The following is a 25045-nucleotide window of genomic DNA, read 5'->3' as shown; positions in this document are numbered from 1 at the left end:
TCATACTTTTGGCTCTGTGGAGGGTTTTCTGGGGCTACTCTCAGCTCACTGCTACTTCCAATGACGGGAGCCCCCCATGTCCGAGCAGTTTCACGGCGCTACCCCCTGCGCCTTCCAGAGTCCAGGATCGTCCCCACGATCATCTTTTGCTCGTGTCTGGGCCAGCCGCCCGGCACGGGCGGTCACCGCGCTGTCGGTGGCGGCCACGTTGGCGTTGGCCAGTGTGGGACCGGCCGCAGCGGCCATGGTACCGACTGCGGTTCCGGCGGCGTCGTCGGGTGCCCAGTCCACGATCGGTAAGCTCGGTGCCCGTCCGGGTGCGACTCGGTTGCCGGTGAGCATCACCGATTCGGTGAACGCCTCGGTCGATGTGGGAACCGGCAACGTGATGCTCTCCATTGCCGGGTTGCCGGTCTCCGGGGTGGGGGCGGTGGGGTTGGTGAACAACTCGCAGTCCCCGAACCATTCCGAGTCTTCTGCGCTGCCGCAGGGCTTTGAGCTCACCGCGGGCAGTTCCGGGTCTTTGACCACGGTGGACGGTGGGATGCTCTACACCGGTGGGGACGGGTTCTCCGCGAAGTTCACGGCCTCCGGTACGGCGTTCACCCCGCCGAAGGGTGTGAAGGCTGACCTGGTGAAGACCTCCTCCGGATACACCCTGACCTCGCGGACCACCGCGCAGGTCTCCACGTTCAACGCTGACGGGCTGCTGACCTCGGTGGCGGACCGCAACGGGAACAAGACCACTTACGCCTACACCAACGGGGTGCTCTCCAAGGTCACCGGGTCCTCCGGACCGTCCGGGGCGCGCACGGCGACGATCACCACCAGTGCCAGCGAGGTGAAGGTTTCCCAGACCTCGGGGACCGAGACGCGGGCGGTGGTGTTCGAGAAGGACGCGAAGAACAACCTCACCGCGTTCACCGACGCCAAGGGTCAGCGCACCACCTTCGAGTCCGTGGAGGGGCAGGTCCGCAAGGTCACCTCCCCAGAAGGCCACACCACTGAGTTCACTTACGACGACACGAACCGGCTGACCACGCTGAGTCGGGTGGCCGGGGACGGGCAGAACGCGGTCACCCGCCTGGCTTACGCCTCGGACACCCAGACCCTGGTGGCGGGCCCGAACACGGACCAGTCCCAGCCGGTGGGATCGGTACCCCGTTCCACGTTCACCCTGGATGCCTCCGATCACGTCACCAAGGCGTCGGACCCGGTGGGGCGGTCCAAGGACGCGTCCTACACCGCGGACTTCGACATCGCCTCGACCACCTCCGGGTCCGGGGCCAGTGCGGGCACCACCACGAACACGTTCGGGGCCAATTCGGGCCAGTCGTTGACCAAGTCCACCTCACCGACCGGGGCGGCGTCCTCGTTGGAGTACGGGAACACGGCCTCGGCCACGAAGTACCTGCCGACCGCGGGTACGGACCCTGCGGGGAACAAGTCCACCTACACCTACAACGGTGCGGGGAACATGCTCTCCTCCGCCCAGGCCGGTGGGACACCGGCTGCGGTGACGTACAACGCCGACGGGACCGTGGCCACCGCGACGGCTCCGGGTAACGGGACCAACTCCACGAAGTACACCTACGACGGCAACAAGCAGCTGACCAAGATCACCCCGGTCACCGGCACCACCCTGGGAGCCCAGGCGTTGACGTATGACGTGTGGGGGCGTACGGCGAGCATCACCGACGGGCGCGGCAACAAGATCAGCTACGCCTACGACCGGATGGGACGGGTCATCAAGGAGTCCTACTCGGACGGGACACCGGCGGTGTCCTACACCTACGACGCGGACGGTCACCAGACCAAGCGTGTGGACGGGTCCGGGACCACGACCATGGGTTTCGACGAGCTGGGGCGGCTGACCACGCGCGGGCACTCCGCAGCCGGGGAGGAAGTCACCTACGGCTATGACAAGGCCTCGAACCTGACCTCGGTCAGTGACAAGCGTGGGACCACGACCTACGACTTCGACGCCTCGGGCACCCCGACGACGATCTGGTACGAGTCCGGTGGTCAGAAGAAGCGTGCGGACATGGCCACCGATGACCGGGGTCGGCGCACGGACATCTGGATGGAAACCCCCGGCGGGGACCACACGAAGTGGGCGGCGCACCAGCACACCGACTACGACAAGTCCGGGCGGATCTCCCGCACAGTGGCCAAGGTCGGCAACGGTGAGACCACGAACACCACGGTGCAGGACAAGACCTACTGCTACACCGCCGGGACCACCCCCGCCGGCGGTTGCACTGCCGGGGCGGGTTCGGACCGGGCGAAAATCCAGTGGGTGAAGGACGCGGTTGATTCCTCGGCCACGGTGTTCACCTACGACACCAAGGGCCAGGTCACCAAGGCCGTACGCACCGGGGGCACTGACCCCAGGACCTACACCTACACCTACGACGCGCGCGGCAACCGGCTGACCTCTGCGAAGACCGAGGGCTACCAGGCCACGAACCTGACGTTCAACGCGGCGAACGAGATCACCAACCCCGCGTACGCCTACGACGCGTCCGGGAACATGACCAAGGACATCGGGGGCACGTTCACCTACAACGCGGCCGGGCAGATGACGACCCACACCCGTGAGCAGGGCACGTTCACCTACACCTACGCCGGCGGGTCCCAGTCGGAGCTGATCAAGCAGAAGACCCCCCGCGGGAACTACGAGTACGGCTACGGGCGCACCAACCAGTTCGGGCTGCCCGTGGTCGAGCAGGTGAGCTTGAACGGGAAGACCGCTCACCTGGAGAACGACCCGGTGACCGGGCAGCCGCTGATGCTGCGCACCGCCGAGGGCGTGCAGAGCCTCTACGTCTACGACGGGATCGGGAACCCGGAAGCGTTGGTCACCAACCAGGACTCCACCACCTTCGCCTACGACTACGACCCGTACGGGGTGCCGGCGCTGAACGACGAGAACGGTGAGGGAGACCCGGTGAACCCGTTCCAGTTCAAGGGTGGTATCCACGACCGGTCCACGAACTGGGTGAAGTTCGGGTACCGGTGGTACTCCGTGGGCACCGGACGCTTCACCCAACGCGACACCCTCGACGCGCCCCTGGACCCGGCGAACGCCAACCGGTACACCTTCGCCGGGAACGACCCCATCAACTACTCCGACCCCCTGGGGATGGAAGTCACAAAGGGTGATATTTTTTCCGCTGTTGCTGGGGCCGCTGTTGGTGGAGCGTTGGACGGCGTTTTGAGCCCCGTAGTGGGCGGTGCAATTGCAGGCTGCCTGGGCGGGGCAGGAGGGTCCTGGCTCGACGGCGAAGACGCGGCAAACGGTTGCATGGAAGGTGCCCTGCTTGGTGGTGCCTCTGGAGGCGCTGGCAAGCTGGGTATGGTGGCTGGAAAAGCAATTCGCGGCGGTGGGGGCAAACATGTTGCAGACTAATAGAAGTAGATTCTATCAGCTTATTGCCCTGGGGGCTTACTTGGTTTTAGGGTTTGTCTCCGGGGCGGCATGCGCAATTTTATTTTCGATGGCCACATCAGGTGAGCCCCCGTGGAGGTCATACGGACTGTTTCACGAAATATCACTCTATATTTTCTTCGGAGTGTATTTGATGTTTATAATCGTTTTCGTTATAAAAAAACATGGCAAGAAAACAAAGCGTCATGATTTAACCAATCCTCGAAGTTGAAATTTAAGTTCACCTAATACTTAAGGCAAGAACATCTGGATTACAGAAAATAACCAATGCTTCCTTCTTCGCCTACGACTACGACCCGTACGGGGTGCCGGCGCTGAACGACGAGAACGGTGAGGGAGACCCGGTGAACCCGTTCCAGTTCAAGGGTGGTATCCACGACCGGTCCACGAACTGGGTGAAGTTCGGGTACCGGTGGTACTCCGTGGGCACCGGACGCTTCACCCAACGCGACACCCTCGACGCGCCCCTGGACCCGGCGAACGCCAACCGGTACACCTTCGCCGGGAACGACCCCATCAACTACTCCGACCCCCTGGGTTTAGCTTCGCGTGAAGAGGCAGTTGGTCAACTACTTGGTGCTGGAGTTGCTGGGTTATTCACACTTGTAGGGGCAACAGGAGGTCCCGGTGGTGCCCTTGCTGGTGCTGCTATCGGAGGGTGTCTCGGGGACATGGTAGATGAATCGGCAACCGCAGCTCTGGAGGGCACAGAGGATGAGGTCGGAGTGGATGACTTGGCGCTGAGATGCGCCGTGGGTGCCGCGAGTGGAAGTCTTTTCGGTTGATATGTTAAAGATTACTACCAAACAAACAAGAAAACTGATAATATTGTGGGCGGTTTTGATGTCCGCAATATTTTTGGCGGTAACAATAACAACAGGAATTCCAACTTCCGTGGGATTGATTATGACAGCAACCCCAATTTTGATTTCCGCCGTTCTGATTATTTTATCGCGTCCTAAAAAAGTAAGAAGCTCTAGGGGGTACGAATTTAAGACAGAGGGCGCTTCAATAAGTTCAAAGACCTGTTTTAATATTGATTTTAACGAATTAAAGGAACGGGTCGCTCTTCTGGAATCGCCGAAATACACCGTACGACAAGTGGGCGAAAAAAGTTTTGATATCTCACGACGTCTAAATATAAGTACTTGGGGCTCGAAGATATTTATAAGTCTCACGCCTATCGCTCCACAGCAAACGCAAGTAGCAATTTCGTCCGAACCGAAGCTTAGCGCGCAGATATACGATTGGGGTCAAGGTAAGCGAGACATTGAAGACATTTTTTCTAAATTAGAATCCTTACCTGGTCAAACTAAATAGATTGAACTTCACGCTGGCCCCGTGCGATTTCGTGCGGGGCCAGCCATTTGTTGTGATCGCTTTGCTGTGTGTCATTGTATTAATAATATTTGCATTGGTTATTGGTTATTGGTTATTGGTTATTGGTTATTGGTTGCTGGGATTGCTTTTTAAAAAATGAGTTGCGGACAGATCCCCCAGACTGGTTCACACTGATACCCATTGAAGATGAGAAGGTTTCTACCGCGATCGGTTCCTCCTGCCGAGTGAGAAAGTTTTATGCCCTCACGGGATCGTCCAGATTTGCCGGGTGGTAATAAACAACCGGCCAATTTGACGGCGCGGGCCTTGCCCGGATTATGTAACCCTGGATTGTCAGCACCAGCACATTTACTGCTACACTGGCGCCCTGCGCCACAACCACGCGTGGTTACGCACGGCGAGCGCTGGGCGTGGCCCGCCTGCCGGAGGCGGGGCAGTGGGCAGGCGAGGCCGGCCTTCCCCAACGGTAAGGCGCACTGTGCCGGGACTCGCGGCGGGGAACTGGAGCGCGTACCTTGCGATTTGCATCCAAAAATTTGAGATGATCCAAGCAACTGGCCAGGGGTAGGATTTAGGTGCTGGCCCCCAATTTGGCGGAAAGTCGCTTGCCCGTTGGGGCTCACTCTCGGGCCCTAGTAGATTGAGATCATCCGGCGGTACCGGTTGCCCTCTATCAAACACAGCAGTATCTGGACAATACCCAATCGAATCGAGGAGAAATGACAAAAAGAAAATAACAACGAGGAAAGTAAAACCTTAAAATTTTCCGAAGGGAGAGATTGCGTTACGATGGCTGTAAACCCATTTAAGGCGACTCAAAACAACAGCAATCAAGAAAACTATGAGGTGGCTCCCCACGACGACAGCGGCGGTTCGGATGTGGTCGACGTTGTTCGCTGCTTCTCGGCCGCGCGGATACGGATCACTGAGGCATTGCTGATCCCACATTCCTCGGAGGTCTGGGCGATGCTGTACCCGTCGCGGTACATCTGGACGATGCGCGCTTCTCGGCGGTGATCTTCTGCCACCGGTTCCGGGTGCGGTCCCACTCGCGCCGCGTCTCGGTGGTCCATCCGCGGGTGTCTCCGATCCAGACATCCGGCTCGGGTTGTCCGGAGGCATTGAAGCCCTGGCGGGTCATGCCCAGCAGCTCCGCGGCTTCGATGACGCCGTGGAGGCGGGAACCGTGTGGGATAGAATCAGGCATTGCATCGTCCTTTCGGTGCCGCCCCCGGCCTCCTGTCCTGGCACCTATTGCCAGATGGTCGGGGGCATTTCCTTGCCCAGGTGCCAGGTGGTGGAGGCGTTCGTTGTGGAGGACCCGGTCCATTGTGGTCTCAGCGACGGAGTGCCCGTTCGTGGGCCATTGGTGGCCGCCTCCGAACGCCCGCGGCGCACTTCGCAGAGGACCGCCTGACGCCGGCGCCGCGCGCGGTACAATGGCCGAGTGCGCCCTGCGCGCACGGGCGCTGATCCGGCCATCACCGGGGAGCCCCTCCGGAAGAACGGGCTCCCGCGGGCCTCAGTAGAACCGGACGACTCGGGCCCGTGACAGCCCCCAACGAGCGGCTCGCGGCGTCGTCGGCATCCCCGGCGGCGCGGCGGACAAGCGAGGTGGTACCGCGCCACCGGCGCCCCGTGCGCCCGAGCGTCCTCGCATCCTGAACCGTCGTCCCACTCAGGATGGAGCACCGTGTCCGACTCATTCGTGTACCCCAAGGCGAGCACCGACCCCGACGCCCAGGGCGTCCCCGCGGCCCCGCGCCTGCCCGCGGTCGAGGAGCGTGTCCTCGACTACTGGAAGCGGGACGAGACCTTCCAGGCGAGCATCGACCAGCGCGACAGCGGCGCGGACGGCTCCAACGAGTTCGTCTTCTACGACGGCCCTCCCTTCGCCAACGGCCTGCCCCACTACGGGCACCTGCTCACCGGCTACGTCAAGGACCTCGTGGCCCGCTATCAGACCCAGCAGGGCCGCCGCGTGGAGCGCCGCTTCGGGTGGGACACCCACGGGCTGCCCGCCGAGCTCGAGGCCATGAAGCAGCTCGGGATGACCGACAAGCAGGACATCGAGGCCATGGGCATCGACACGTTCAACGACGCCTGCCGCGCCTCCGTGATGAAGTACGCCTCCGAGTGGCAGGACTACGTGACCCGCCAGGCCCGCTGGGTGGACTTCGACAACGACTACAAGACGCTGAACCCCGAGTACATGGAGTCCGTGATCGGCGCGTTCAAGGCCCTGGACGACAAGGGCCTCGTCTACTCCGGCTACCGGGTGCTCCCGTACTGCTGGAAGGACGAGACGCCGCTGTCCAACCACGAGCTGCGCATGGACGACGACGTCTACCAGATGCGCCAGGACACCTCCGTGACCGTGGCGTTCCGGCTCTCCGAGGACACCTCGTGGGCCGCGCACCCGGAGGTCGCCGCCGAGCTCGCGGGCGCGGAGGCCATCGCGTGGACCACCACGCCCTGGACCCTGCCCACCAACGAGGCGCTCGCGGTGGGCCCCGCCATCGACTACGTGCTGGTGCCCGGTGCCGGGGAGCTGGCCGGGCGCCGCTTCCTCGTGGCCGCGGAACTCGCCGGGGGCTACGCCAAGGACCTGGGCTACGGCGACGCCGAGGACCCGGCCACCGCCGTGCGCGAGGCCGTGAGCGCGCACTACACGGGTGCCCAGCTCGCAGGCATCCGCTACGCCCCGCTGTGGAACTACTTCACGGACGACGAGCGCTTCGGCACGGGCCGGGCGTGGCAGATCCTCGTGGCGGACTACGTGACCACCACGGACGGCACGGGCATCGTGCACCAGGCGCCGGCCTACGGCGAGGACGACCAGCTGGTGTGCGCCGAGCACGAGATCCCCGTGGTGCTCTCCGTGGACGAGGGCGGGCGGTTCTACGGCCTCTTCACGGACGAGTCCCTCGCGGCGGGCGCTCCGCTCGCGGAGCTCGCCGGGCACAACGTCTTCGACAAGGAGGTGGCCCGCACCGTCATCCGGGACCTGCGTGCCCGCGGCGCCCTGCTGCGCGAGGCCTCCTACGAGCACTCCTACCCGCACTGCTGGCGCTGCCGGAACCCCCTGGTCTACCGCGCGGTGTCCTCGTGGTTCGTGAGCGTGACCGCGATCAAGGACCGCATGGTGGAGCTGAACCAGCAGATCAACTGGATCCCGGGCAACGTGAAGGACGGCCAGTTCGGCAAGTGGCTGGAGAACGCCCGGGACTGGTCCATCTCCCGCAACCGCTACTGGGGCTCGCCCATCCCCGTGTGGGAGTCGGACGATCCCAACCACCCGCGCCGCGACGTCTACGGCTCGCTCGCGGAGCTGGAGGCGGACTTCGGGCGCCTGCCGCGCAACGCCGAGGGCGAGGTGGACCTGCACCGGCCGTGGATCGACGAGCTGACCCGCCCCAACCCGGACGACCCCACGGGCCGGTCCGTGATGCGCCGCGTGCCCGAGGTGCTGGACGTGTGGTTCGACTCCGGGTCCATGCCCTACGCCCAGGTGCACTACCCCATGGAGAACCGGGAGTGGTTCGAGACCCACAATCCCGGTGACTTCATCGTGGAGTACATCGGCCAGACCCGCGGCTGGTTCTACACGCTGCACATCCTGGCCACCGCCCTGTTCGACCGCCCGGCGTTCCGCAACGTGATCTCCCACGGCATCGTGCTGGGCTCGGACGGGCAGAAGATGTCCAAGTCCCTGCGCAACTACCCGGACGTCAACGAGGTCCTGGATCGGGACGGCTCGGACGCCATGCGCTGGTTCCTGATGTCCTCGCCCATCCTGCGCGGCGGGAACCTGGTGGTCACCGAGCAGGGCATCCGGGACGGCGTGCGGCAGATGATCCTGCCGCTGTGGAACGTCTACCACTTCTTCGGCCTCTACACGAACGCCGCGCGCGGGGGAGCGGGCTACGACGCCCAGCTGCGCCACGACGCCGAGCACGTGATGGACCGCTACCTCCTGGCCGAGACGGGTGCGCTCGTCACGGACACGAAGCGGGCCTTCGACGAGTACGACATCTGGGCCGCGGCCGAGCGGCTGCGCGGCTACATGGACACCCTCACCAACTGGTACGTGCGGCGTTCACGCGAGCGCTTCTTCGCCGAGGACACCCAGGCGTTCGACGTGCTCTACACGTGCCTGGAGACCGTGTGCCGCGTGAGCGCACCCCTGCTCCCGCTGGTCTCCGAGGAGATCTGGCGCGGACTCACGGGCGGGCGCTCCGTGCACCTCACCGACTGGCCGGACGCCTCCCTCTTCCCCCGGGACGAGGCCCTGCTCTCCGCCATGGAGCGCACCCGTGCCATCTGCTCCGCGGGCTCGGGCCTGCGCAAGGCCCACAGCCTGCGCGTGCGCCAGCCGCTCGCGGGCATGACCGTGGCTGTGCCCGGCGCCGCCGCGCTCGCGGGCACGTTCGAGGAGATCGTCGCGGACGAGCTCAACCTCAAGTCCGTCACGCTGGTGGACGCGGACGAGGTCTCCGCGGCGGACTACGGCATCTCCCAGGAGCTGAAGGTCAACGCCCGCGCCGCGGGACCGCGCCTGGGCAAGCAGGTGCAGCAGGTCATCCGGGCCACGAAGTCCGGTGACTGGTCCGTCACCGGGGACGGCGGCGTCGTCGCCGGCTCGGTGCCTCTGGAGGAGGGCGAGTACGAGCTCGTCACGGTGGTCGACGACGCCGCGGCGTCCTCCGCGCGCGCCGTCACCGTGCTGCCCGGGGGCGGCTTCCTGGTCCTGGACACCGAGCTCACCCCCGAGCTGAAGGCGGAGGGCACCGCGCGGGACGTGGTCCGTGCCATTCAGCAGGCCCGCAAGGCCGCCGGACTCGTGGTCTCGGACCGCATCCGCACGGTGCTCCGCGCGGACGCCGAGACGCTGGCCGCCGTGGCCGCGCACCGGGAGCTCGTGCAGGGGGAGACCCTCACGCGTGAGCTGGAGCTGGTGGAGGCCACGGACCTGGACGTCACCGTGGAGGTGGTGGACGCGTGAGCCAGAACGCCGAGCACGAGAACTTCGCGTCCGTGGAGGAGATCTACCAGCACCTGCTGGCGCGGGCGCCTGAGCACAGGATGGTGCCGCGCCTGGACGCGGTGCAGCTCGCGGTCTCCGCGCTGGGGGACCCGCACCGCAGCGCCCCCGTGGTGCAGGTGACCGGGACCAACGGCAAGACCTCCACGGCGCGCATGGTCGAGTCCCTGCTGCTCGCGCACGACCTGCGCGTGGGCCGCTACACCAGCCCGCACCTGGAGCGCGTGACCGAGCGGATCAGCATCGACGGCGAGCCCGTCCCGGACGAGACGTTCGTGCGGATCTACGGGGAGATCGCCCCGTACCTGGACCTCGTGGACCGCCACCTGGAGGCCGACGGCGCGCCGCGGCTCACGTACTTCGAGATCCTCACGGTCCTGGCGTTCGCCGTCTTCGCGGACGAGCCCGTGGACGTGATGGTCCTGGAGGTGGGCATCGGCGGGGCCTGGGACGCCACCACCGTGGCGGACGCGGCGGTCTCCGTGGTCACTCCCGTGGACCTGGACCACACGGACATCCTGGGGGAGACCGTGGCGGAGATCGCCCGGGAGAAGGCCGGGATCATCAAGCCCGAGGGCTTCCTGGTGAGCTCCGCCCAGCAGCCCGGGGCCGCCCAGGTGCTCCTGGACCGTGCCCGCGAGCTGGGGGTCCCGTTCCGCTTCGAGGGCGTGGAGTTCTCGGTGACCGCTCGCAGCACCGCGGTGGGCGGGCAGGTCATCACGGTGCAGGGACTCGCGGCCGAGTACCCGGAGCTCATGCTGCCGCTGTTCGGTGCCCACCAGGCCCAGAACGCCGCGGTCGCCATCGCGGCCGTGGAGGCCCTGCTGGGCGGCGGGGACAAGCCCCTGAACCCCGAGCTCGTGGCCCAGGGTCTGGGTGCGGTCTCCTCCCCGGGCCGGCTGGAACTGGCTCGCACGGCGCCGCCGGTCATCCTGGACGCCGCGCACAACCCGCACGGGCTGCTGGCCTCGGCGGCGGCGGTGCGCGAGGCGTTCACGTTCAGCAAGCTCAACCTGGTGGTGGGCGTGCTGCGGGAGAAGGACGTGGAGGCCATGGTCCGCGTGCTCGCGGACGAGTACCACGAGGTCGACCTCGAACTGTGGTGCACAGCCTCCCACTCCCCGCGCGCCGTGGCCCCGGACGAGCTCGCCGAGATCGCCGTGGACATGGGCTTCGACGAGGACGCCGTGCACGTGGCCGAACGGCTCGACGACGCCTGCGCCGCAGCCATCCAGGACGCCGCGGCCCGCGAGCAGTTCGACGGCGCGGTGCTCGTCACCGGGTCCATCACCGTGGTGGGTGAAGCCCGTGCGCTGCTCGGCCTCTGACCCCCTGCCCGCCTCCCCGGAAGGAGCAGCATGGCCCGCTTGACCAAGGCCCAGCGCGAGTGGCGCCCGAACCAGCCCAAGAAGCAGCGCTCGGTCAGGACGATGTTCGCCTCCAGTGTGCTGAGCATCGAGGCGTTCATCGTGTTCTTCGCCGCGCTGGGCGCCTACGGGCTCCTGGCCCGGGACTGGAGCACGGCCCACAAGCTGTGGCTGCTCGGCGGCTCCGTGGTGCTCGCGGCACTGTTCATCCTGCTGTGCGGGATGCTGCGCAGGCCGTGGGGCTACGCCGCCGGATGGGTGCTGCAGCTCGTGCTGATCGCCACCGGCTTCGTGGTGCCCGCGATGTTCGTGATCGGCGCGCTGTGCGCCCTGGCCTGGTGGTACGCCGTGGTCAAGGGCGGGCGGATGGACCGTGAGAACGTGCGGCGTGCGCAGGAGCAGGCCCGCTGGGAAGCCGAGCGCCCGCTCACCTGAGTGCCCGCGCCGCCGGACGCGCCGCCCGTTCTCGCACGGGCGGCCGCGTTCGTTAGGCTCGGTCCGGAAACCGCACGCGTCCCGGCCCCGCCGCCGGACGGGCACCGTACGAATGTCAAGGAGATTCCATGTCGCAGCGCACCCTCGTCCTCGTCAAGCCGGACGGCGTCCAGCGCGGTCTCACGGGTCAGATCCTGGCCCGCATCGAGGCCAAGGGCTACACCCTGTCCCAGCTCAAGCTCGTGAATGCCAGCCGTGAGGTCCTGGAGCAGCACTACGCGGAGCACCAGGGCAAGCCGTTCTTCGAGCCGCTCGTGCAGTTCATGCTGTCCGGGCCCGTGGTGGCCGCGGTCGTCGAGGGCGACCGCGTGATCGAGGGCTTCCGCATCCTTGCCGGCGCCACCGAGCCCACCACGGCCGCGCCCGGCACCATCCGCGGGGACCTCGGCCGTGACTGGGGCGAGAAGGTCCAGAAGAACCTCGTGCACGGCTCCGACTCCCCGGAGTCCGCCGAGCGCGAGATCGGCATCTGGTTCGGCTGAGCCCCACGGGCCGGGCCGTGTGGAGCGCCCCACGCGCCCGGCGGCCCGGCACAGGTGGGAGAACGACGACGGGGCGGCACCTTCGCGAAGGTGCCGCCCCGTCGTCGTGCGCGGACCGGGAGTGCGGGCCGCACCGGGCGTCAGGAGAAGATGACGGTGGAGAAGCGCACGGCAATGACACCGAAGACGACCACGAGCACGGCGATGCCGATGAGCCACGCCCAGGCCGCGGAGCCGGCCCCCGGTCCACCGGAACCCATGACGCCCGCGCGGCGCAGGCGGGCCGTGGTGTGGGTCAGCAGCAGGGTCTGGGCGCACCACACCACCATGCAGTACAGGCACAGGGCGTTGATCTGGAACGTGGTCTGCCACCACAGCCACAGGGTGAACACGGAACCGGCCGCGGTGCCGAGCCACACCAGCCACCAGAACCAGCGGGCGTAGCGCGCCCCGGCCAGGACGCCCACCGCCACGGTGAGCGCCACCGCGTAGCCCACGAGCCCGATGAAGGGGTTGGGGAAGCCGAAGAGCTCCGCCTGCGGGGTGCGCATCACGGTGCCGCAGGACAACCAGCTGTTGAGGTCGCAGCTCGCGCGGTGGTTGGCGTCCTGGAAGATCGCGAGCCGCTCGGCCACGAGCGCTGCGGAGGAGAGGAAGCCCACCAGCGAGAGAACGGCGGCGAGGACGGCCCAGGAGCGGTCGGAACGGCTGGCCGGTGCGGGCGTCCCGTCGTCGGTGGGCTGCACGGGGGAGGTGCTGGATGCGGAACTCACGCGCCCGATCGTAGACCACCGGGCGGTGCGTGTCCCGGGTCCGCGACCCCGGGCGACACGCGCGTTCGACCCCCGCACGGGCCGCCCCACTCTGCGGCGCCCCTCGGTGGACTGTGGGGTGCGCCACGTGGAATGTGCGGTGGCCGGGGACGACTGTGAGATACTGCAAGCGGTCGGTCCTCAGCCGCACGTGAGGTAACCGGCCCGGCAGGAGCACCGACGACCATCGGCACGGACCCGCGGCTCTCACAGGATCGAGCGCGTCCGGACCGGTTCAAGTTCGCGGTCCCACGGACCCAGCGACTCGGGCCTCCGCCGGCTCGTGGACGGCGCACGACACACACGCCGCGCCCACGGGTACGACACCGACTTCCGGCGGCCGCGTGGACCCCACCGGCTCGACCGACCGAGCACACCTCGGGCCCGGGTGCGGGCGGTGCCCCGAGCAGGAGCACAACCTCACATGGAACCTGAACAGGACAACGCAGCCCAGTCCCCGCTGGAGACGGACGCCTCCGCTTCCTCTCCCGACGCCTCCGCTTCCTCTCCCGACGCCGCCACGCCGCCTCCCGCTGCGGAGGAAGCGCCCGCAGCGGCCCCCGACGCCGCCCAGCACGCCACTGCCGACGCCGCGCCGAGTGCTGAAGAGGCCGACAACGGCGAGGACTCCGAGGTCACCGAGATCGACGGCACGCGCGCGGCCATCGAGATCGCCGCCGCGGTGGAGGCCCACGAGGCCCTGGCGGCACCGAGCACCGACGACGAGTCCGGCGCCGAGAAGTCCGACGCCGAGAGCTCGACGGCCGAGGAGTCCGGCGCCTCCCTGCCCGTCACCCCCGGGACCGACGACGGCACCGACGAGACCGACACCAACGGCACCGACGCGGACGGCACCGCGGCAGCGGACCAGGCCGCAGGTGGCGAGATCAGCGACCCGGGAGCCGCCGGCACGGCGGGCTCGGACTCCGGGGCCGCAACCACCACCGAGGACGTCGAGAACTCGTCCGAGACGCCGGCCGAGGAGCCCCCCACGCAGGAGGGCTTCGGTGCGTTCGGTCCGGGCGCGTCGCTGATGTTCCACGCCCCGGACCCCGAGGAGATCCGCCGCGCCGCCGAGGCCCAGGCCGCCCGGCTGCGCGAGGCCGAGCGCACGTCGCACCGGGAGGACGAGGACGAGGACGAGAACGGTTCGGCGTCCAGCAAGCGGCGCCGCCGGCGTCGTCGCGGGGACGAGGACATGGAGCTCGTGGACGACTCCGACGGCTCCGTGACCCGCGTGCGCGCACCGCGTGGCGCGTCCGAGGGCACCGGCAGCGACGAGGTGACCGGCGTCAAGGGCTCCACGCGGCTCGAGGCCAAGCGCCAGCGCCGTCGTGAGTCCCGGCAGTTCGGACGCCGCCGCCACGTGATCACCGAGGCCGAGTTCCTGGCCCGCCGCGAGTCCGTGGAGCGCACCATGCTGGTCCGCCAGAAGGAGGACCGCATCCAGATCGGCGTGCTGGAGGACGGGATCCTCGCGGAGCACTTCGTCTCCCACACCCAGCAGGACTCGCTGATCGGCAACGTCTACGTGGGCAAGGTGCAGAACGTGCTGCCCTCCATGGAGGCGGCGTTCGTGGACATCGGGCGCGGGCGCAACGCCGTGCTCTACGCCGGTGAGGTGGACTGGGACGCAGCGGAGCTCGGCAACAAGCCCCGCAAGATCGAGAACGCCCTGAAGTCCGGGGACACCGTGCTCGTGCAGGTCACCAAGGACCCCGTGGGCCACAAGGGCGCGCGCCTCACGAGCCAGGTCTCCCTGCCCGGGCGCTACCTCGTGTACGTGCCCGGCGGGTCCATGACCGGCATCTCCCGCAAGCTCCCGGACGTGGAGCGCCAGCGGCTCAAGAAGATCCTCAAGGACCGGCTGCCCGAGGGCGCGGGCGTGATCGTGCGCACCGCCGCGGAGGGCGCGTCCGAGACCGAGCTGACCAACGACATCAACCGGCTGCGCTCGCAGTGGGAGCAGATCCAGGACAAGGCGCGCTCCACCAGGACGCTGGCCCCGGAGATGCTGTACGCAGAGCCGGGCCTCACCATCAAGACGGTGCGGGACGTGTTCAACGAGGACTTCACCGCCATGGTGGTCCAGGGCGAGCAGGCCTGGGACAACATCGAGGCCTACGTGACCTACGTGGCCCCGGACCTGCTGGACCGGCTGCAGCGCTGGACCGAGGACGAGGACCTCTTCGTGCACATGCGCGTGGAGGAGCAGATCCAGAAGGCCCTGGAGCGCAAGGTGTTCCTGCCCTCCGGCGGCTCGCTCGTGATCGACCGAACCGAGGCCATGACCGTGGTGGACGTCAACACGGGCAAGTTCACGGGCTCGGGCGGCAACCTCGAGGAGACCGTCACCAAGAACAACCTGGAGGCCGCCGAGGAGATCGTGCGCCAGCTGCGGCTGCGGGACATCGGCGGGATCATCGTGGTGGACTTCATCGACATGGTCCTGGAGTCCAACCGGGACCTCGTCCTGCGCCGGCTCGTGGAGTGCCTGGGCCGCGACCGCACCAAGCATCAGGTGGCGGAGGTGACGTCCCTGGGCCTCGTGCAGATGACGCGCAAGCGCATGGGCACCGGGCTGCTGGAGGTCTTCTCCGAGCCGTGCGAGGAGTGCGCGGGTCGCGGTGTGCTGGTCCACGACCACCCGCTCAAGGGCCGCAACGCCCCCGCCCCCACGGACCACCGGGGCGGGCGCAACGACCGCAAGCGCTCGCGCCAGAAGCAGGGCACCCCCGCGCAGGAGAAGCCCCGTTCCGGCAACCGGTCCCAGGACTCGGGCGAGCAGAACGCCCGGGACGAGGCCACCCGCACCGCGTTCGCCAACATCGCGGCAGCCTCCTCCCACGAGGACGACGACGCCACGCAGCACGGTTCCGGGGACGGCGCCCGCAGCGGCGGTGGGGACTCCGCACACCAGGACGGCTCGGAGCAGCACTCCGGCGGCCGTCAGGGGGGCGAGCACGCCGGTGACGGCGAGTCCGAGGGCGGCCGCCGCCGCAAGAAGCGCCGCGGCAAGCGCAGCCGCGGTCGCGCGCAGAACGGCGAGGACAACGGCTCGCAGGACGGCAGCGGCTCCGACACCGACACCGGTTCGGGGCAGGATGCGGGGGAGGGCGACTCCTCCAGCCTCACCATCCACGGCGAGGTCATCGAACTGCCGCAGGGCCAGCGCCCGCAGAAGGACCGCTCGCGGGACTCCGGGTCCGGGCGCCACGGCGGCACGAAGACCCGTGAGCAGCGGGAGACCGCCGAGGAGGCCATGACCCTGGACTCCCTCACCGCCGCGTTCTCCGGCGAGGACGCCTCGCAGGACACCGACGGCCACACCTCCGGGGGCCGCGGCGCCACGGACACGGGGTCCGGCACCGAGGGCACCCGGAACCGGGGCTCCGAGGGCACGGACGAGCGCTCCGGACGCCAGCGCGGCCGCGGACGTGGCCGGTCCCGCTCCCAGGGCGGGGCGGCATCGTCCTCCGGCGGCGCAGACGAGGGCACCTCCTCCGGGCACAACGCGGCGGTGCCGCGCACCACCGGGGTGGTGGGCGCCGCCGGAGCGGTCACCTCCGGGTCCGACGCCGGCTCGGGCGATGCCGCGGTCAGCAGTGCCGGCCGGAACGGGGCCGGTCGGGGCGCGGCCGGGAACGGCAGCGCGACCGCCTCGCAGCCGGCCGCCGAGCAGCAGACCCCGGCCAGGCGGCGTCGTGGTTCGCGGCGTGCCGTGGCCCCCGCCGCGGCACCGGGCACCGCGAGCGTGCAGAAGCACGAGTACACCCCGTCCGAGAGGACCGCGGCCCGCTTCACCGCGGCAGCGTCCGCCAATCCCGTGGCGGCGTCGGACGGTCGGCCCACGGTGGTGGGTGTGGGCGTCAAGGCCCAGGACATCACCATGACGCCCCAGGGCGAGTGATGGCCGCGGTGCGCGCCCGGGCCGTCCGGGTGCGCACCGCGAACACCACCATGCACCACCTCGCAGGAGCGCTCGGACCCGTCCGGGCGCTCCTGTGGCATGATCGGGACCACGCACACGGGGTGCCGCCGAGCGGCTGAGAACACACCCGTCGAACCTGATCTAGCTCGCACTAGCGAAGGGAATGTCGTGACCACCACGCCTTCTGCCCCCGCCCCCCGCGTCCTCTCGATCGCCGGGACCGATCCCACGGGCGGCGCCGGGCACGCCGCGGACCTCAAGTCCATTGCCGCGATGGGCGGCTACGGACTCAGCGTGGTCACCGCGGTGGTCGCCCAGAACACCCGGGGTGTGGTGGCCGTGCACACCCCGCCGGTGGAGGTCCTGCAGGCCCAGCTGGACGCCGTGGCCCAGGACGTGGAGCTGGACGCCGTGAAGGTGGGCATGCTCGGCTCCGTGCCGGTCATCGAGACCGTGGGCCGGTGGCTCGCGGAGCACCGGGCGCCCGTGGTCGTGGTCGACCCCGTCATGGTGGCCACCGCGGGCGGTCGGCTGCTGGAGCCCGAGGCCGAGCACGCCCTGCGGGGGATCCTGCACCACGCGGACCTCATCACCCCCAACCTGCCCGAGCTCGCGGTGCTGGCCGAACGGCCCGTGGCGCGCACGTGGGACGAGGCGCTCGCGCAGGGGCGCGCCGTCGCGGACACCTTCGGCACGCGGGTGCTCGTCAAGGGCGGGCACCTCGCGGGGGAGAGCACCCCGGACGCCCTCGTGGTCCCCGGGCGGCAGGAGCCCGCCGCGCAGTACGGGGGAGCGCGGGTGGCCACCCGCAACACCCACGGCACCGGCTGCTCGCTGTCCTCGGCGCTCGCCACCGTGGTGGCCCGCACGGGGGACTGGGCGGGCGGCATCGGCACGGCCCGCACGTGGCTGCGCGGTGCGCTGCGCGCGGCGGACTCCCTGCACGTGGGCCACGGCAACGGCCCGGTGCACCACATGCACCACGTGCAGGACCTCGTGGCGGACCCCGCCTTCGTCTCGGCGGCCGGCGCGGCGGACGACGACGCCGCGCCCGGGCGCTCCGGGGTGGGCCCCCGTGCGCACGGCGTTCCCGCAGCCGGCGCCGGGCAGCCCGCAGACGCGCGGGAGGCGGACGCGGGGGGCACGGCGGAGCGGTTCACGGACGAGCTCTGGGAGGACTGCGCGCCGATCCGGGAGGAGATCGCCGCACTGCCGTTCGTCACGGCGCTGGGGGACGGCACCCTGGAGCGGGCGGCGTTCGAGTGGTACCTGGACCAGGACATGCAGTACCTGGAGGCCTACTCCCGGGCACTGGCGCTGCTCGCGGCCGCGGCGCCGGGGGAGGAGACCCGGGAGTTCTTCGCGGCCGCGGCCGCCGCGGTGGTCACGGGCGAGTCCGCCCTGCACCGGGCCCGCCTCGGGGGCCGCTCCCCGGAACCGCCCTCGGCCACCACGAGCGCCTACGCCGACTTCCTGCTGGCGCGCACGGGCCAGGACGGCTTCGCGGTGGGAGCCGCCGCCGTGCTGCCGTGCTACTGGCTCTACGCCCACGTGGGCACGGAGCTCACCCGGCGCGCCCACGACGTCGGATGGGAGGGCCACCCGTTCGCGGACTGGCTGGCCACCTACAGCGACCCGGACTTCCAGAGTGCCACGGACGTCGCACGCCGCGCGGTGGACCGTGCGGCGGCCACCGCGGACCCCGCCACGCGCGAGGCCATGCGCCGTGCATTCCTGCGGGCGTGCCGCCTGGAGCTCGCGTTCTTCGCCCAGACCGCGGACGACGCCGCCGGGCGGCCATGATTGGCGCGGCTTCGGGTCATCGGGTAGTCTGGGCTGTCGGTGCCAGCCACCGGTGTGCGTCATCAGCAATGACACGCGCCCGGAAGCGGCACGCTCGGGTGAACTTCCTGTTTTGATGCGATAGCCACGCAACCGTGCGGTCGGTCGTGAACCACCGCGGCGTGATGTCTCGACATTCGCAGTGCTCCAGGAGCCCACCCGGCCATTACACGCAGTCCATAGATGTCGAGAGAAGTGAGTTCCCAAGTGGTGTACGCGATTGTCCGCGCAGGCGGCCGCCAGGAGAAGGTTTCCGTAGGAGACCTCGTGACCCTTGACCGCGTCGCCGGCGAGGCAGGCAGCACCTTCGAGCTCCCTGCACTGCTGCTGGTCGATGGGGACAAGGTCACCTCCGACTCCAAGACCCTGGCCAACGTCAAGGTCACTGCCGAGATCGTGGAGGACCTGCGCGGTCCCAAGATCTCGATCATGAAGTACAAGAACAAGACCGGCTACAAGAAGCGTCAGGGTTTCCGCGCCGAGCTGACCACGGTCAAGATCACCGGCATCGACGCCTGACCACCGGTCCCCCGTACATTTTCCAACGAAGGTAGGCACACACCATGGCACACAAGAAGGGTGCGAGCTCCACTCGCAACGGCCGTGACTCCAACGCCCAGTACCTGGGTGTCAAGCGCTTCGGCGGCCAGTCCGTCAACGCCGGCGAGATCATCGTCCGCCAGCGCGGCACGCACTTCCACCCGGGCCTGAACATGGGCCGCGGCAAGGACGACACCCTGTTCGCCCTGGCCGCCGGTGTCGTCGAGTTCGGCACCCGCCGTGGCCGCCGCGTGGTCAACATCCAGACCGCCGAGTAGTCATTGCTTCGGACCTCAGGGTCCACCCGCCGCCACCTGAGCGTGGCGGCGACCACTGGAGGGTGGGCGCGTCTCGCGCTCACCCTCTAGTCTTTTGAGCAGAACCCCGGTCCGCCCGCCCACGGGGGACCCAGACGTCGAGGAGCCACGTGGCCAGTTTTGTTGATCGAGTCATCGTGCACGCCACGGGCGGCAACGGCGGCCACGGCTGCGTCTCCGTCAAGCGCGAGAAGTTCAAGCCGCTGGGCGGTCCGGACGGCGGCAACGGCGGGGACGGCGGTTCCGTGGTCCTCCGGGTGGATGGGCAGTCCACCACGCTGCTGGGCTTCCACCACGCACCCCACCAGAAGGCCCCCAACGGCGAGCCCGGCAAGGGCGACATGCGCCACGGCTTCAAGGGCCAGGACCTCGTGCTCTCCGTCCCGGACGGCACCGTGGTCAAGGACCGCGAGGGCAACGTGCTCGCGGACCTGCTGGGGGAGGGTGCGGAGTACGTGCTCGCCGCCGGTGGCCAGGGTGGTCGCGGCAACGCCGCACTGGCCTCGCCCAAGCGCAAGGCCCCGGGCTTCGCGCTGCTGGGGATCCCGGGCGAGGAGCAGGAGGTGGAGCTCGAGCTGAAGTCCATTGCGGACGTCGCGCTCGTGGGCTTCCCCTCCGCGGGCAAGTCCAGCCTGATCGCCGCGATGAGTGCCGCACGCCCCAAGATCGCCGACTACCCGTTCACCACGCTCGTGCCCAACCTGGGCGTGGTGCAGGCGGGTGACACGCGGTTCACGGTCGCGGACGTGCCCGGTCTGATCCCCGGTGCGTCCGAGGGCAAGGGCCTGGGGTTGGAGTTCCTGCGCCACGTGGAGCGCTGCGCCGCGCTGGTGCACGTGATCGACTGCGCCACCCTCGAACCGGGCCGGGACCCCCTCACGGACCTGGACGCCCTGGAGGCGGAGCTCGCGCACTACGCCGAGGCCATCCGGGACGAGGACCCCACCGCGGTCCCGCTCACGGAGCGGCCCCGCCTGGTGGTGCTCAACAAGGTGGACGTGCCCGACGCCCGGGAGCTCGCGGACTTCATCCGCCCCGAGCTGGAGCAGCGCGGCTACCCCGTGTTCGAGATCTCCACGGCCTCCCACGAGGGCCTGCGGGAGCTGGGCTTCGCCATGGCGAGCCTCGTGGCCGAGGCCCGCGAGCAGGAGGAGGCCCGTGAGGAGCAGCGCCGCACGGTGACGGTGCTGCAGCCCGAGCCCGCGCGGCGTCGTCGGGGGAAGGACCGCCAGGAGTTCGTGATCACGCGCGAGGACCGCGCGGAGGAGCCGCTGTACCACGTGCGCGGGGAGAAGCCCGAGCGCTGGGTGCTGCAGACGGACTTCAACAACGACGAGGCGGTGGGCTACCTCGCGGACCGCTTCGCCAAGCTGGGCATCGAGGACGAGCTGTTCCGGATCGGCGCGAAGCCCGGCAACGCCGTGCTCATCGGTCCGGAGGAGAACGGCGTGGTCTTCGACTGGGAGCCCACCATGGTGGGCGGGGCGGAGCTGCTGGGCGGCCCGCGCGGCTCGGACCTGCGCCTCGAGGAGACCTCCCGCCCCACCCGCCGCGAGAAGCGGGAGCAGTTCTACGACCGCATGGACGCGAAGTCCGAGGCCCGCGCGGAGCTCGAGGAGGAGCGCCGCGCCGGGATCTGGACCGAGTCCGTGGACGGAGCCCGAGATCGCCGCCGCACTGCCGAGCAGAAGGAGACGAACGAGAAGTGACCGGCACCCCGCAGGGCACGCACCGCGAGAAGACCCCCACCGAGACGATCGACGTCTCCGCCGTGGAGCAGCAGGCCTCGAAGTCCGCCATCCAGCTCAGCACCGAGAGCCGCGGGAAGAACCGCCGCTCGGCCATCGGCAGCCGTGAGGAGCTGCCCGCCGCGCGCCGTGTGGTGGTCAAGGTGGGCTCGTCCTCCCTGACGTCGGTCGAGAACTCGATCGACGAGAACGCGCTGCGCAGCATCGTGGACGCGCTCGGGCGCATCAAGGCGCAGGGCGTGGAGGTGGTGTTCGTCTCCTCGGGCGCCATCACCGCGGGGCTGCAGCCGCTGGGGCTCTCGAAGCGGCCGAAGGACCTGGCCACCAAGCAGGCCGCGGCCTCGGTGGGCCAGGGGCTGCTGATCTCGCGCTACACCGAGTACTTCGCGCGCCACCACGTGACCGTGGGCCAGGTGCTCCTGACCGCCGAGGACCTGATGCGCCACTCGCAGTACAAGAACGCGCACCGCCAGATCGAGCGGCTGCTGGACCTCGGCATCCTGCCCATCGTCAACGAGAACGACGCCGTGGCCACCCACGAGATCAAGTTCGGGGACAACGACCGGATCGCCGCCCTGGTGGCCCACCTGATCAAGGCGGACGCCCTGCTGCTGCTCTCGGACGTGGACGCGCTCTACACCCGGCCCCCCCAGGACGGGGGCGAACGGATCGCCACGGTGGCGGACCCCATCACGGACCTCGAGGGCGTGGAGATCGGCACGGTCGGCCGCGCCGGAGTGGGCTCCGGCGGCATGGTGACCAAGGTGCAGGCGGCGCGCATCGCGGCGTCGTCGGGCATCCCGGCGCTCGTGACGTCCGCGGCGAACATCGAGCGGGCCCTGGCCGGTGAGGACGTGGGGACCTGGTTCGCCACCACGGGCGGACGCCGCAACGTGCGGCTGCTGTGGCTCGCGCACCTCGCGGACATCAAGGGCACCCTCACGCTGGACGACGGCGCCGTGGAGGCCGTGCGCGGCCGGCGCTCCCTGCTCGCGGCGGGTGTCACCGCCGTGTCCGGCACGTTCAGCGCCGGAGATCCGGTGTCCATGGTGGACGCGGAGGGCAACGAGGTGGGCCACGGGCTCGTCAACTACGGCTCCGACGAGGTCCCCGGGATGCTCGGCAAGCGCACCTACGAGCTCGGCGAGGAGTTCGGGGAGGACTACGCGCGCGAGCTCGTGCACGTGGACAACCTGGTGAACCTGCGCCCCCGCTCCGCCCGCACCACGCTCAAGAAGTAGTCCCGAACCGCACCGCGGGTGCGCACCCGCCACCCGACCAGCCGAGGACCCCCAGGAGGAACCGTGGCCGAGAACACGTCCGTACTGACCGCCCAGGAGACGTTCGGGGAGGACCCCGTGACCGGCGTCGGCCTGATGGCCGACGACGCCCGGGTCGCCGCGCGCGCCCTCGCGAAGGCCCCGCGTGCGTGGAAGGACCGCGCGCTGCACCTCATGGCGGAGCGCATCGAGGCCCGCCGGGACACCATCCTGGAGGCGAACTCGCGGGACCTCGAGCGCGGCCGGGAGGCCGGGACCTCTGCCGCGCTGCTGGACCGCCTCAAGCTCGACGCCGCCCGCATCACCGGGCTCGCGGACGCCCTGCGCGAGCTGGCCGCGCTGCCGGACCCCGTGGGCTCCGTGGTCAGGGGTCAGACCCTCGCGAACGGGCTGCGCATGCGCCAGGTGCGCGTGCCCATGGGCGTGGTGGGCGTGATCTACGAGGCCCGCCCCAACGTGACCGTGGACATCGCCGGGATCGCCGTGAAGTCCGGCAACGCCGTGCTGCTGCGCGGCGGCTCCGCGGCATTCGACTCCAACCGGGCGCTCGTGGGCATCCTGCGGGACGCGCTCGCGGACGCCAAGCTGCCCGTGGACTGCGTGCAGACCGTGGACGACTACGGCCGGGACGGCGCGAACGCCCTGATGGGCGCGCGCGGCAAGGTGGACGTGCTCATCCCGCGCGGCGGCCGCGGTCTCATCCAGTCGGTGGTCACGAACGCCACCGTTCCCGTGATCGAGACCGGCGAGGGCAACGTGCACGTGTTCGTGGATGCCACCGCCCCCGCGGACATGGCGGTCCGGCTGAGCGTGAACTCCAAGACCCACCGCACCTCCACGTGCAACTCCGCCGAGACCCTGCTGCTGCACGGCGGCGCGGAGGAGACCGGCAGGGAGGTGCTCGCCGCCCTGGACAGGGCGGGGGTGACCCTGCACGTGGACGACCGCGCCGCGGCGCTGCTGCCCCCGGGCTCGGACCACCTCAAGGCCACCGAGGAGGACTGGGCCACCGAGTACCTGGACATGGACATGGCCGTGAAGGTGGTGGACTCCCTGGACGAGGCACTGGAGCACATCCGCCGCTACTCCACCGGGCACACCGAGGCGATCATCACCAACGACCTCGCGAACGCCGAGCGGTTCACCGCGGAGGTGGACTCCGCGGCGGTGATGGTCAACGCCTCCACGCGGTTCACGGACGGGGGCCAGCTGGGCCTCGGCGCCGAGATCGGGATCTCCACCCAGAAGATGCACGCCCGCGGGCCCATGGGCCTGGAGGAGCTGACCACCACCAAGTGGCTCGTCCAGGGTGACGGCCACGTGCGCCCCTGAGACGTACCATGGAACGGACGCCACCCGGTGCGCGTCCGCAGCATTGACCGACCGGCGCCGCCGGCCTGAGAAGGGAACCGCATGAGCTCGCTGTACCTGTTGTCCAACGCCACCGTCGTGGCCGCCGAGGAGGCGCACTCCGTCAACGAGGGACTGCACGCCATGGCGCCCGTGCTCGGCGTCCTGGCCTTCGCGCTGTTCATCGCCGCGCTGCTCATTGCCATGTCCTTCTCGAACCGCGGCCGCCGCCCCGAGATCGGCGAGTACCACGACCCCGCCCAGCTGCCCGCGGACGAGCAGGCCATGCTGGACAGCGTGCACGCCGCGCCGCGTCACTGACCCCTGGCACCGCCGGACGTGAATCCCACGAGCGCCTCGGTGACCGGGGCGGAGACGGAGCTGAACATCCCGCCGCGCACCCCGGGCCGCACCCGGTTGGGGGTCATGGGCGGGACGTTCGACCCCATCCACCACGGGCACCTGGTGGCTGCCTCGGAGGTGGCCGCGGTGTTCGACCTGGACGAGGTGGTGTTCGTGCCCACGGGCGAGCCGTGGCAGAAGGCAGGCCAGGACGTCTCCGACGCCGAGCACCGCTACCTCATGACGGTGGTGGCCACGGCGTCCAACCCCCGGTTCACGGTGTCCCGGGTGGACGTGGACCGGCACGGGCCCACCTACACGATCGACACGCTGCGCGACCTGCACCGGCTGCGTCCGGAGGCGGAGCTGTTCTTCATCACCGGCGCGGACGCCATGGCGGAGATCCTCACCTGGAAGGGCGCGGAGGAGCTGTGGCGCCTGGCGTGCTTCGTGGGCGTCACCCGTCCCGGGCACACCCTCTCCGCCCCCGTGGGTTCCGAGAGCGTCTCCCTGCTCAACGTGCCCGCCATGGCGATCTCCTCCACCGACTGCCGGGCCCGCGTGGCCGCGGGCAAGCCCGTCTGGTACCTGGTGCCGGACGGCGTGGTGCAGTACATCAACAAGTACGGCCTGTACCGCTCGGACGCGGTGCTCCTCTGCTCCGAGCGGGGGGTCTCGGGGGTGTCCGCAGGGGCGGACGGGT

Annotated in this window: 18 protein-coding genes and 1 riboswitch; of the genes, 16 read left to right on the top strand and 2 right to left on the bottom strand. The window is 69.1% G+C overall.

Features of this window, described 5'->3' with window-relative positions; translation table 11 throughout:
• Nucleotides 1-334: 334 nt before the first annotated feature.
• The 3 genes from CWC38_RS05120 (at nt 335) to CWC38_RS12020 (ending at nt 4771) form a co-directional block, all read left to right on the top strand.
• The gene (locus tag CWC38_RS05120) at nt 335-3412 is read left to right on the top strand and encodes an RHS repeat-associated core domain-containing protein (protein WP_165860347.1); all 3078 of its coding nucleotides are present in this window, start codon (nt 335-337) and stop codon (nt 3410-3412) included.
• Between the two features lie 266 nt (nt 3413-3678).
• Nucleotides 3679-4236 carry an RHS repeat-associated core domain-containing protein gene (locus CWC38_RS05115; RefSeq protein ID WP_121845737.1) on the top strand — a complete coding sequence of 186 codons (558 nt, stop codon included), beginning with the start codon at nt 3679-3681 and terminating at the stop codon, nt 4234-4236.
• Nucleotides 4217-4771, top strand: a complete 555-nt coding sequence (locus CWC38_RS12020) for a hypothetical protein (protein ID WP_124035167.1) — start codon at nt 4217-4219, stop codon at nt 4769-4771. The genes CWC38_RS05115 and CWC38_RS12020 overlap by 20 nt, the downstream gene beginning before the upstream one ends.
• An 860-nt stretch (nt 4772-5631) precedes the next feature.
• Here CWC38_RS12020 and CWC38_RS12660 read toward each other — a convergent pair.
• The gene (locus CWC38_RS12660; protein ID WP_121845736.1) at nt 5632-5865 is read right to left on the bottom strand and encodes a helix-turn-helix domain-containing protein; all 234 of its coding nucleotides are present in this window, start codon (nt 5863-5865) and stop codon (nt 5632-5634) included.
• A 620-nt stretch (nt 5866-6485) separates the two neighbouring features.
• Between CWC38_RS12660 and ileS the strand changes: the two genes are divergently transcribed.
• The 4 genes from ileS (at nt 6486) to ndk (ending at nt 12180) form a co-directional block, all read left to right on the top strand.
• Complete coding sequence (gene ileS / locus CWC38_RS05105) at nt 6486-9797, top strand: isoleucine--tRNA ligase (RefSeq protein ID WP_121845735.1); 3312 nt, start codon at nt 6486-6488, stop codon at nt 9795-9797.
• The gene (locus CWC38_RS05100; protein WP_121845734.1) at nt 9794-11164 is read left to right on the top strand and encodes a bifunctional folylpolyglutamate synthase/dihydrofolate synthase; all 1371 of its coding nucleotides are present in this window, start codon (nt 9794-9796) and stop codon (nt 11162-11164) included. Before ileS ends, CWC38_RS05100 begins: the two co-directional genes overlap by 4 nt.
• A gap of 30 nt (nt 11165-11194) precedes the next feature.
• Nucleotides 11195-11638, top strand: a complete 444-nt coding sequence (locus CWC38_RS05095; RefSeq protein WP_121845733.1) for a DUF4233 domain-containing protein — start codon at nt 11195-11197, stop codon at nt 11636-11638.
• 128 nt (nt 11639-11766) lie between these two features.
• Nucleotides 11767-12180, top strand: coding sequence for a nucleoside-diphosphate kinase (ndk, locus tag CWC38_RS05090; protein ID WP_121845732.1), 414 nt, complete (start codon nt 11767-11769; stop codon nt 12178-12180).
• Nucleotides 12181-12320: 140 nt separating this feature from the next.
• On the opposite strand, the gene CWC38_RS05085 is transcribed toward ndk, so the two are convergent.
• Nucleotides 12321-12953, bottom strand: coding sequence for a vitamin K epoxide reductase family protein (locus CWC38_RS05085; RefSeq protein ID WP_240625059.1), 633 nt, complete (start codon nt 12951-12953; stop codon nt 12321-12323).
• A 463-nt stretch (nt 12954-13416) separates the two neighbouring features.
• Here CWC38_RS05085 and CWC38_RS05080 point away from each other — a divergent pair, with 463 nt between their 5' ends.
• From CWC38_RS05080 to nadD, 9 genes are all read left to right on the top strand, one after another.
• On the top strand, nt 13417-16902 hold the full coding sequence (locus tag CWC38_RS05080; RefSeq protein WP_121845731.1) for an Rne/Rng family ribonuclease: 3486 nt from the start codon (nt 13417-13419) through the stop codon (nt 16900-16902).
• Nucleotides 16903-17010: 108 nt separating this feature from the next.
• Nucleotides 17011-17104, top strand: a riboswitch (TPP riboswitch).
• Complete coding sequence (locus CWC38_RS05075; RefSeq protein WP_121845730.1) at nt 17092-18726, top strand: bifunctional hydroxymethylpyrimidine kinase/phosphomethylpyrimidine kinase; 1635 nt, start codon at nt 17092-17094, stop codon at nt 18724-18726. (Overlaps the previous riboswitch by 13 nt.)
• 246 nt (nt 18727-18972) lie before the next feature.
• Complete coding sequence (rplU, locus tag CWC38_RS05070; RefSeq protein WP_121845729.1) at nt 18973-19284, top strand: 50S ribosomal protein L21; 312 nt, start codon at nt 18973-18975, stop codon at nt 19282-19284.
• Between the two features lie 44 nt (nt 19285-19328).
• The gene (gene rpmA, locus CWC38_RS05065; protein WP_012398199.1) at nt 19329-19583 is read left to right on the top strand and encodes a 50S ribosomal protein L27; all 255 of its coding nucleotides are present in this window, start codon (nt 19329-19331) and stop codon (nt 19581-19583) included.
• 149 nt (nt 19584-19732) lie between these two features.
• Nucleotides 19733-21331, top strand: coding sequence for a GTPase ObgE (obgE, locus tag CWC38_RS05060; RefSeq protein ID WP_121845728.1), 1599 nt, complete (start codon nt 19733-19735; stop codon nt 21329-21331).
• A gap of 89 nt (nt 21332-21420) precedes the next feature.
• Nucleotides 21421-22611: a glutamate 5-kinase gene (gene proB / locus CWC38_RS05055; protein WP_121845740.1), complete on the top strand. Its 1191-nt coding sequence runs from the start codon at nt 21421-21423 to the stop codon at nt 22609-22611.
• 63 nt (nt 22612-22674) lie between these two features.
• Entirely contained in the window at nt 22675-23982 is a 1308-nt protein-coding gene (locus CWC38_RS05050) for a glutamate-5-semialdehyde dehydrogenase (RefSeq protein ID WP_121845727.1), read from the top strand.
• Between the two features lie 81 nt (nt 23983-24063).
• Complete coding sequence (locus CWC38_RS05045; protein ID WP_121845726.1) at nt 24064-24321, top strand: hypothetical protein; 258 nt, start codon at nt 24064-24066, stop codon at nt 24319-24321.
• An 18-nt stretch (nt 24322-24339) separates the two neighbouring features.
• The coding region (gene nadD, locus CWC38_RS05040; protein WP_121845739.1) for a nicotinate-nucleotide adenylyltransferase at nt 24340-25045 on the top strand (706 nt) is incomplete at its 3' end.

Origin of the sequence: Kocuria tytonicola, from assembly GCF_003687455.1 — a bacterium.
Classification (GTDB): Bacteria; Actinomycetota; Actinomycetes; order Actinomycetales; family Micrococcaceae; genus Kocuria; species Kocuria tytonicola.
Note: the sequence above shows the minus strand (reverse complement) of the source record. Positions and strands in the feature narration are given on the sequence as shown.

Coding starts and splice junctions, on each gene's coding strand:
- CWC38_RS12660 (WP_121845736.1), bottom strand. CDS start 5,865: ATGGACCACCGAGACGCGGCGCGAGTGGGACCGCACCCGGAACCGGTG.
- CWC38_RS05095 (WP_121845733.1), top strand. CDS start 11,195: ATGGCCCGCTTGACCAAGGCCCAGCGCGAGTGGCGCCCGAACCAGCCC.
- ndk (WP_121845732.1), top strand. CDS start 11,767: ATGTCGCAGCGCACCCTCGTCCTCGTCAAGCCGGACGGCGTCCAGCGC.
- CWC38_RS05080 (WP_121845731.1), top strand. CDS start 13,417: ATGGAACCTGAACAGGACAACGCAGCCCAGTCCCCGCTGGAGACGGAC.
- rpmA (WP_012398199.1), top strand. CDS start 19,329: ATGGCACACAAGAAGGGTGCGAGCTCCACTCGCAACGGCCGTGACTCC.
- CWC38_RS05045 (WP_121845726.1), top strand. CDS start 24,064: ATGAGCTCGCTGTACCTGTTGTCCAACGCCACCGTCGTGGCCGCCGAG.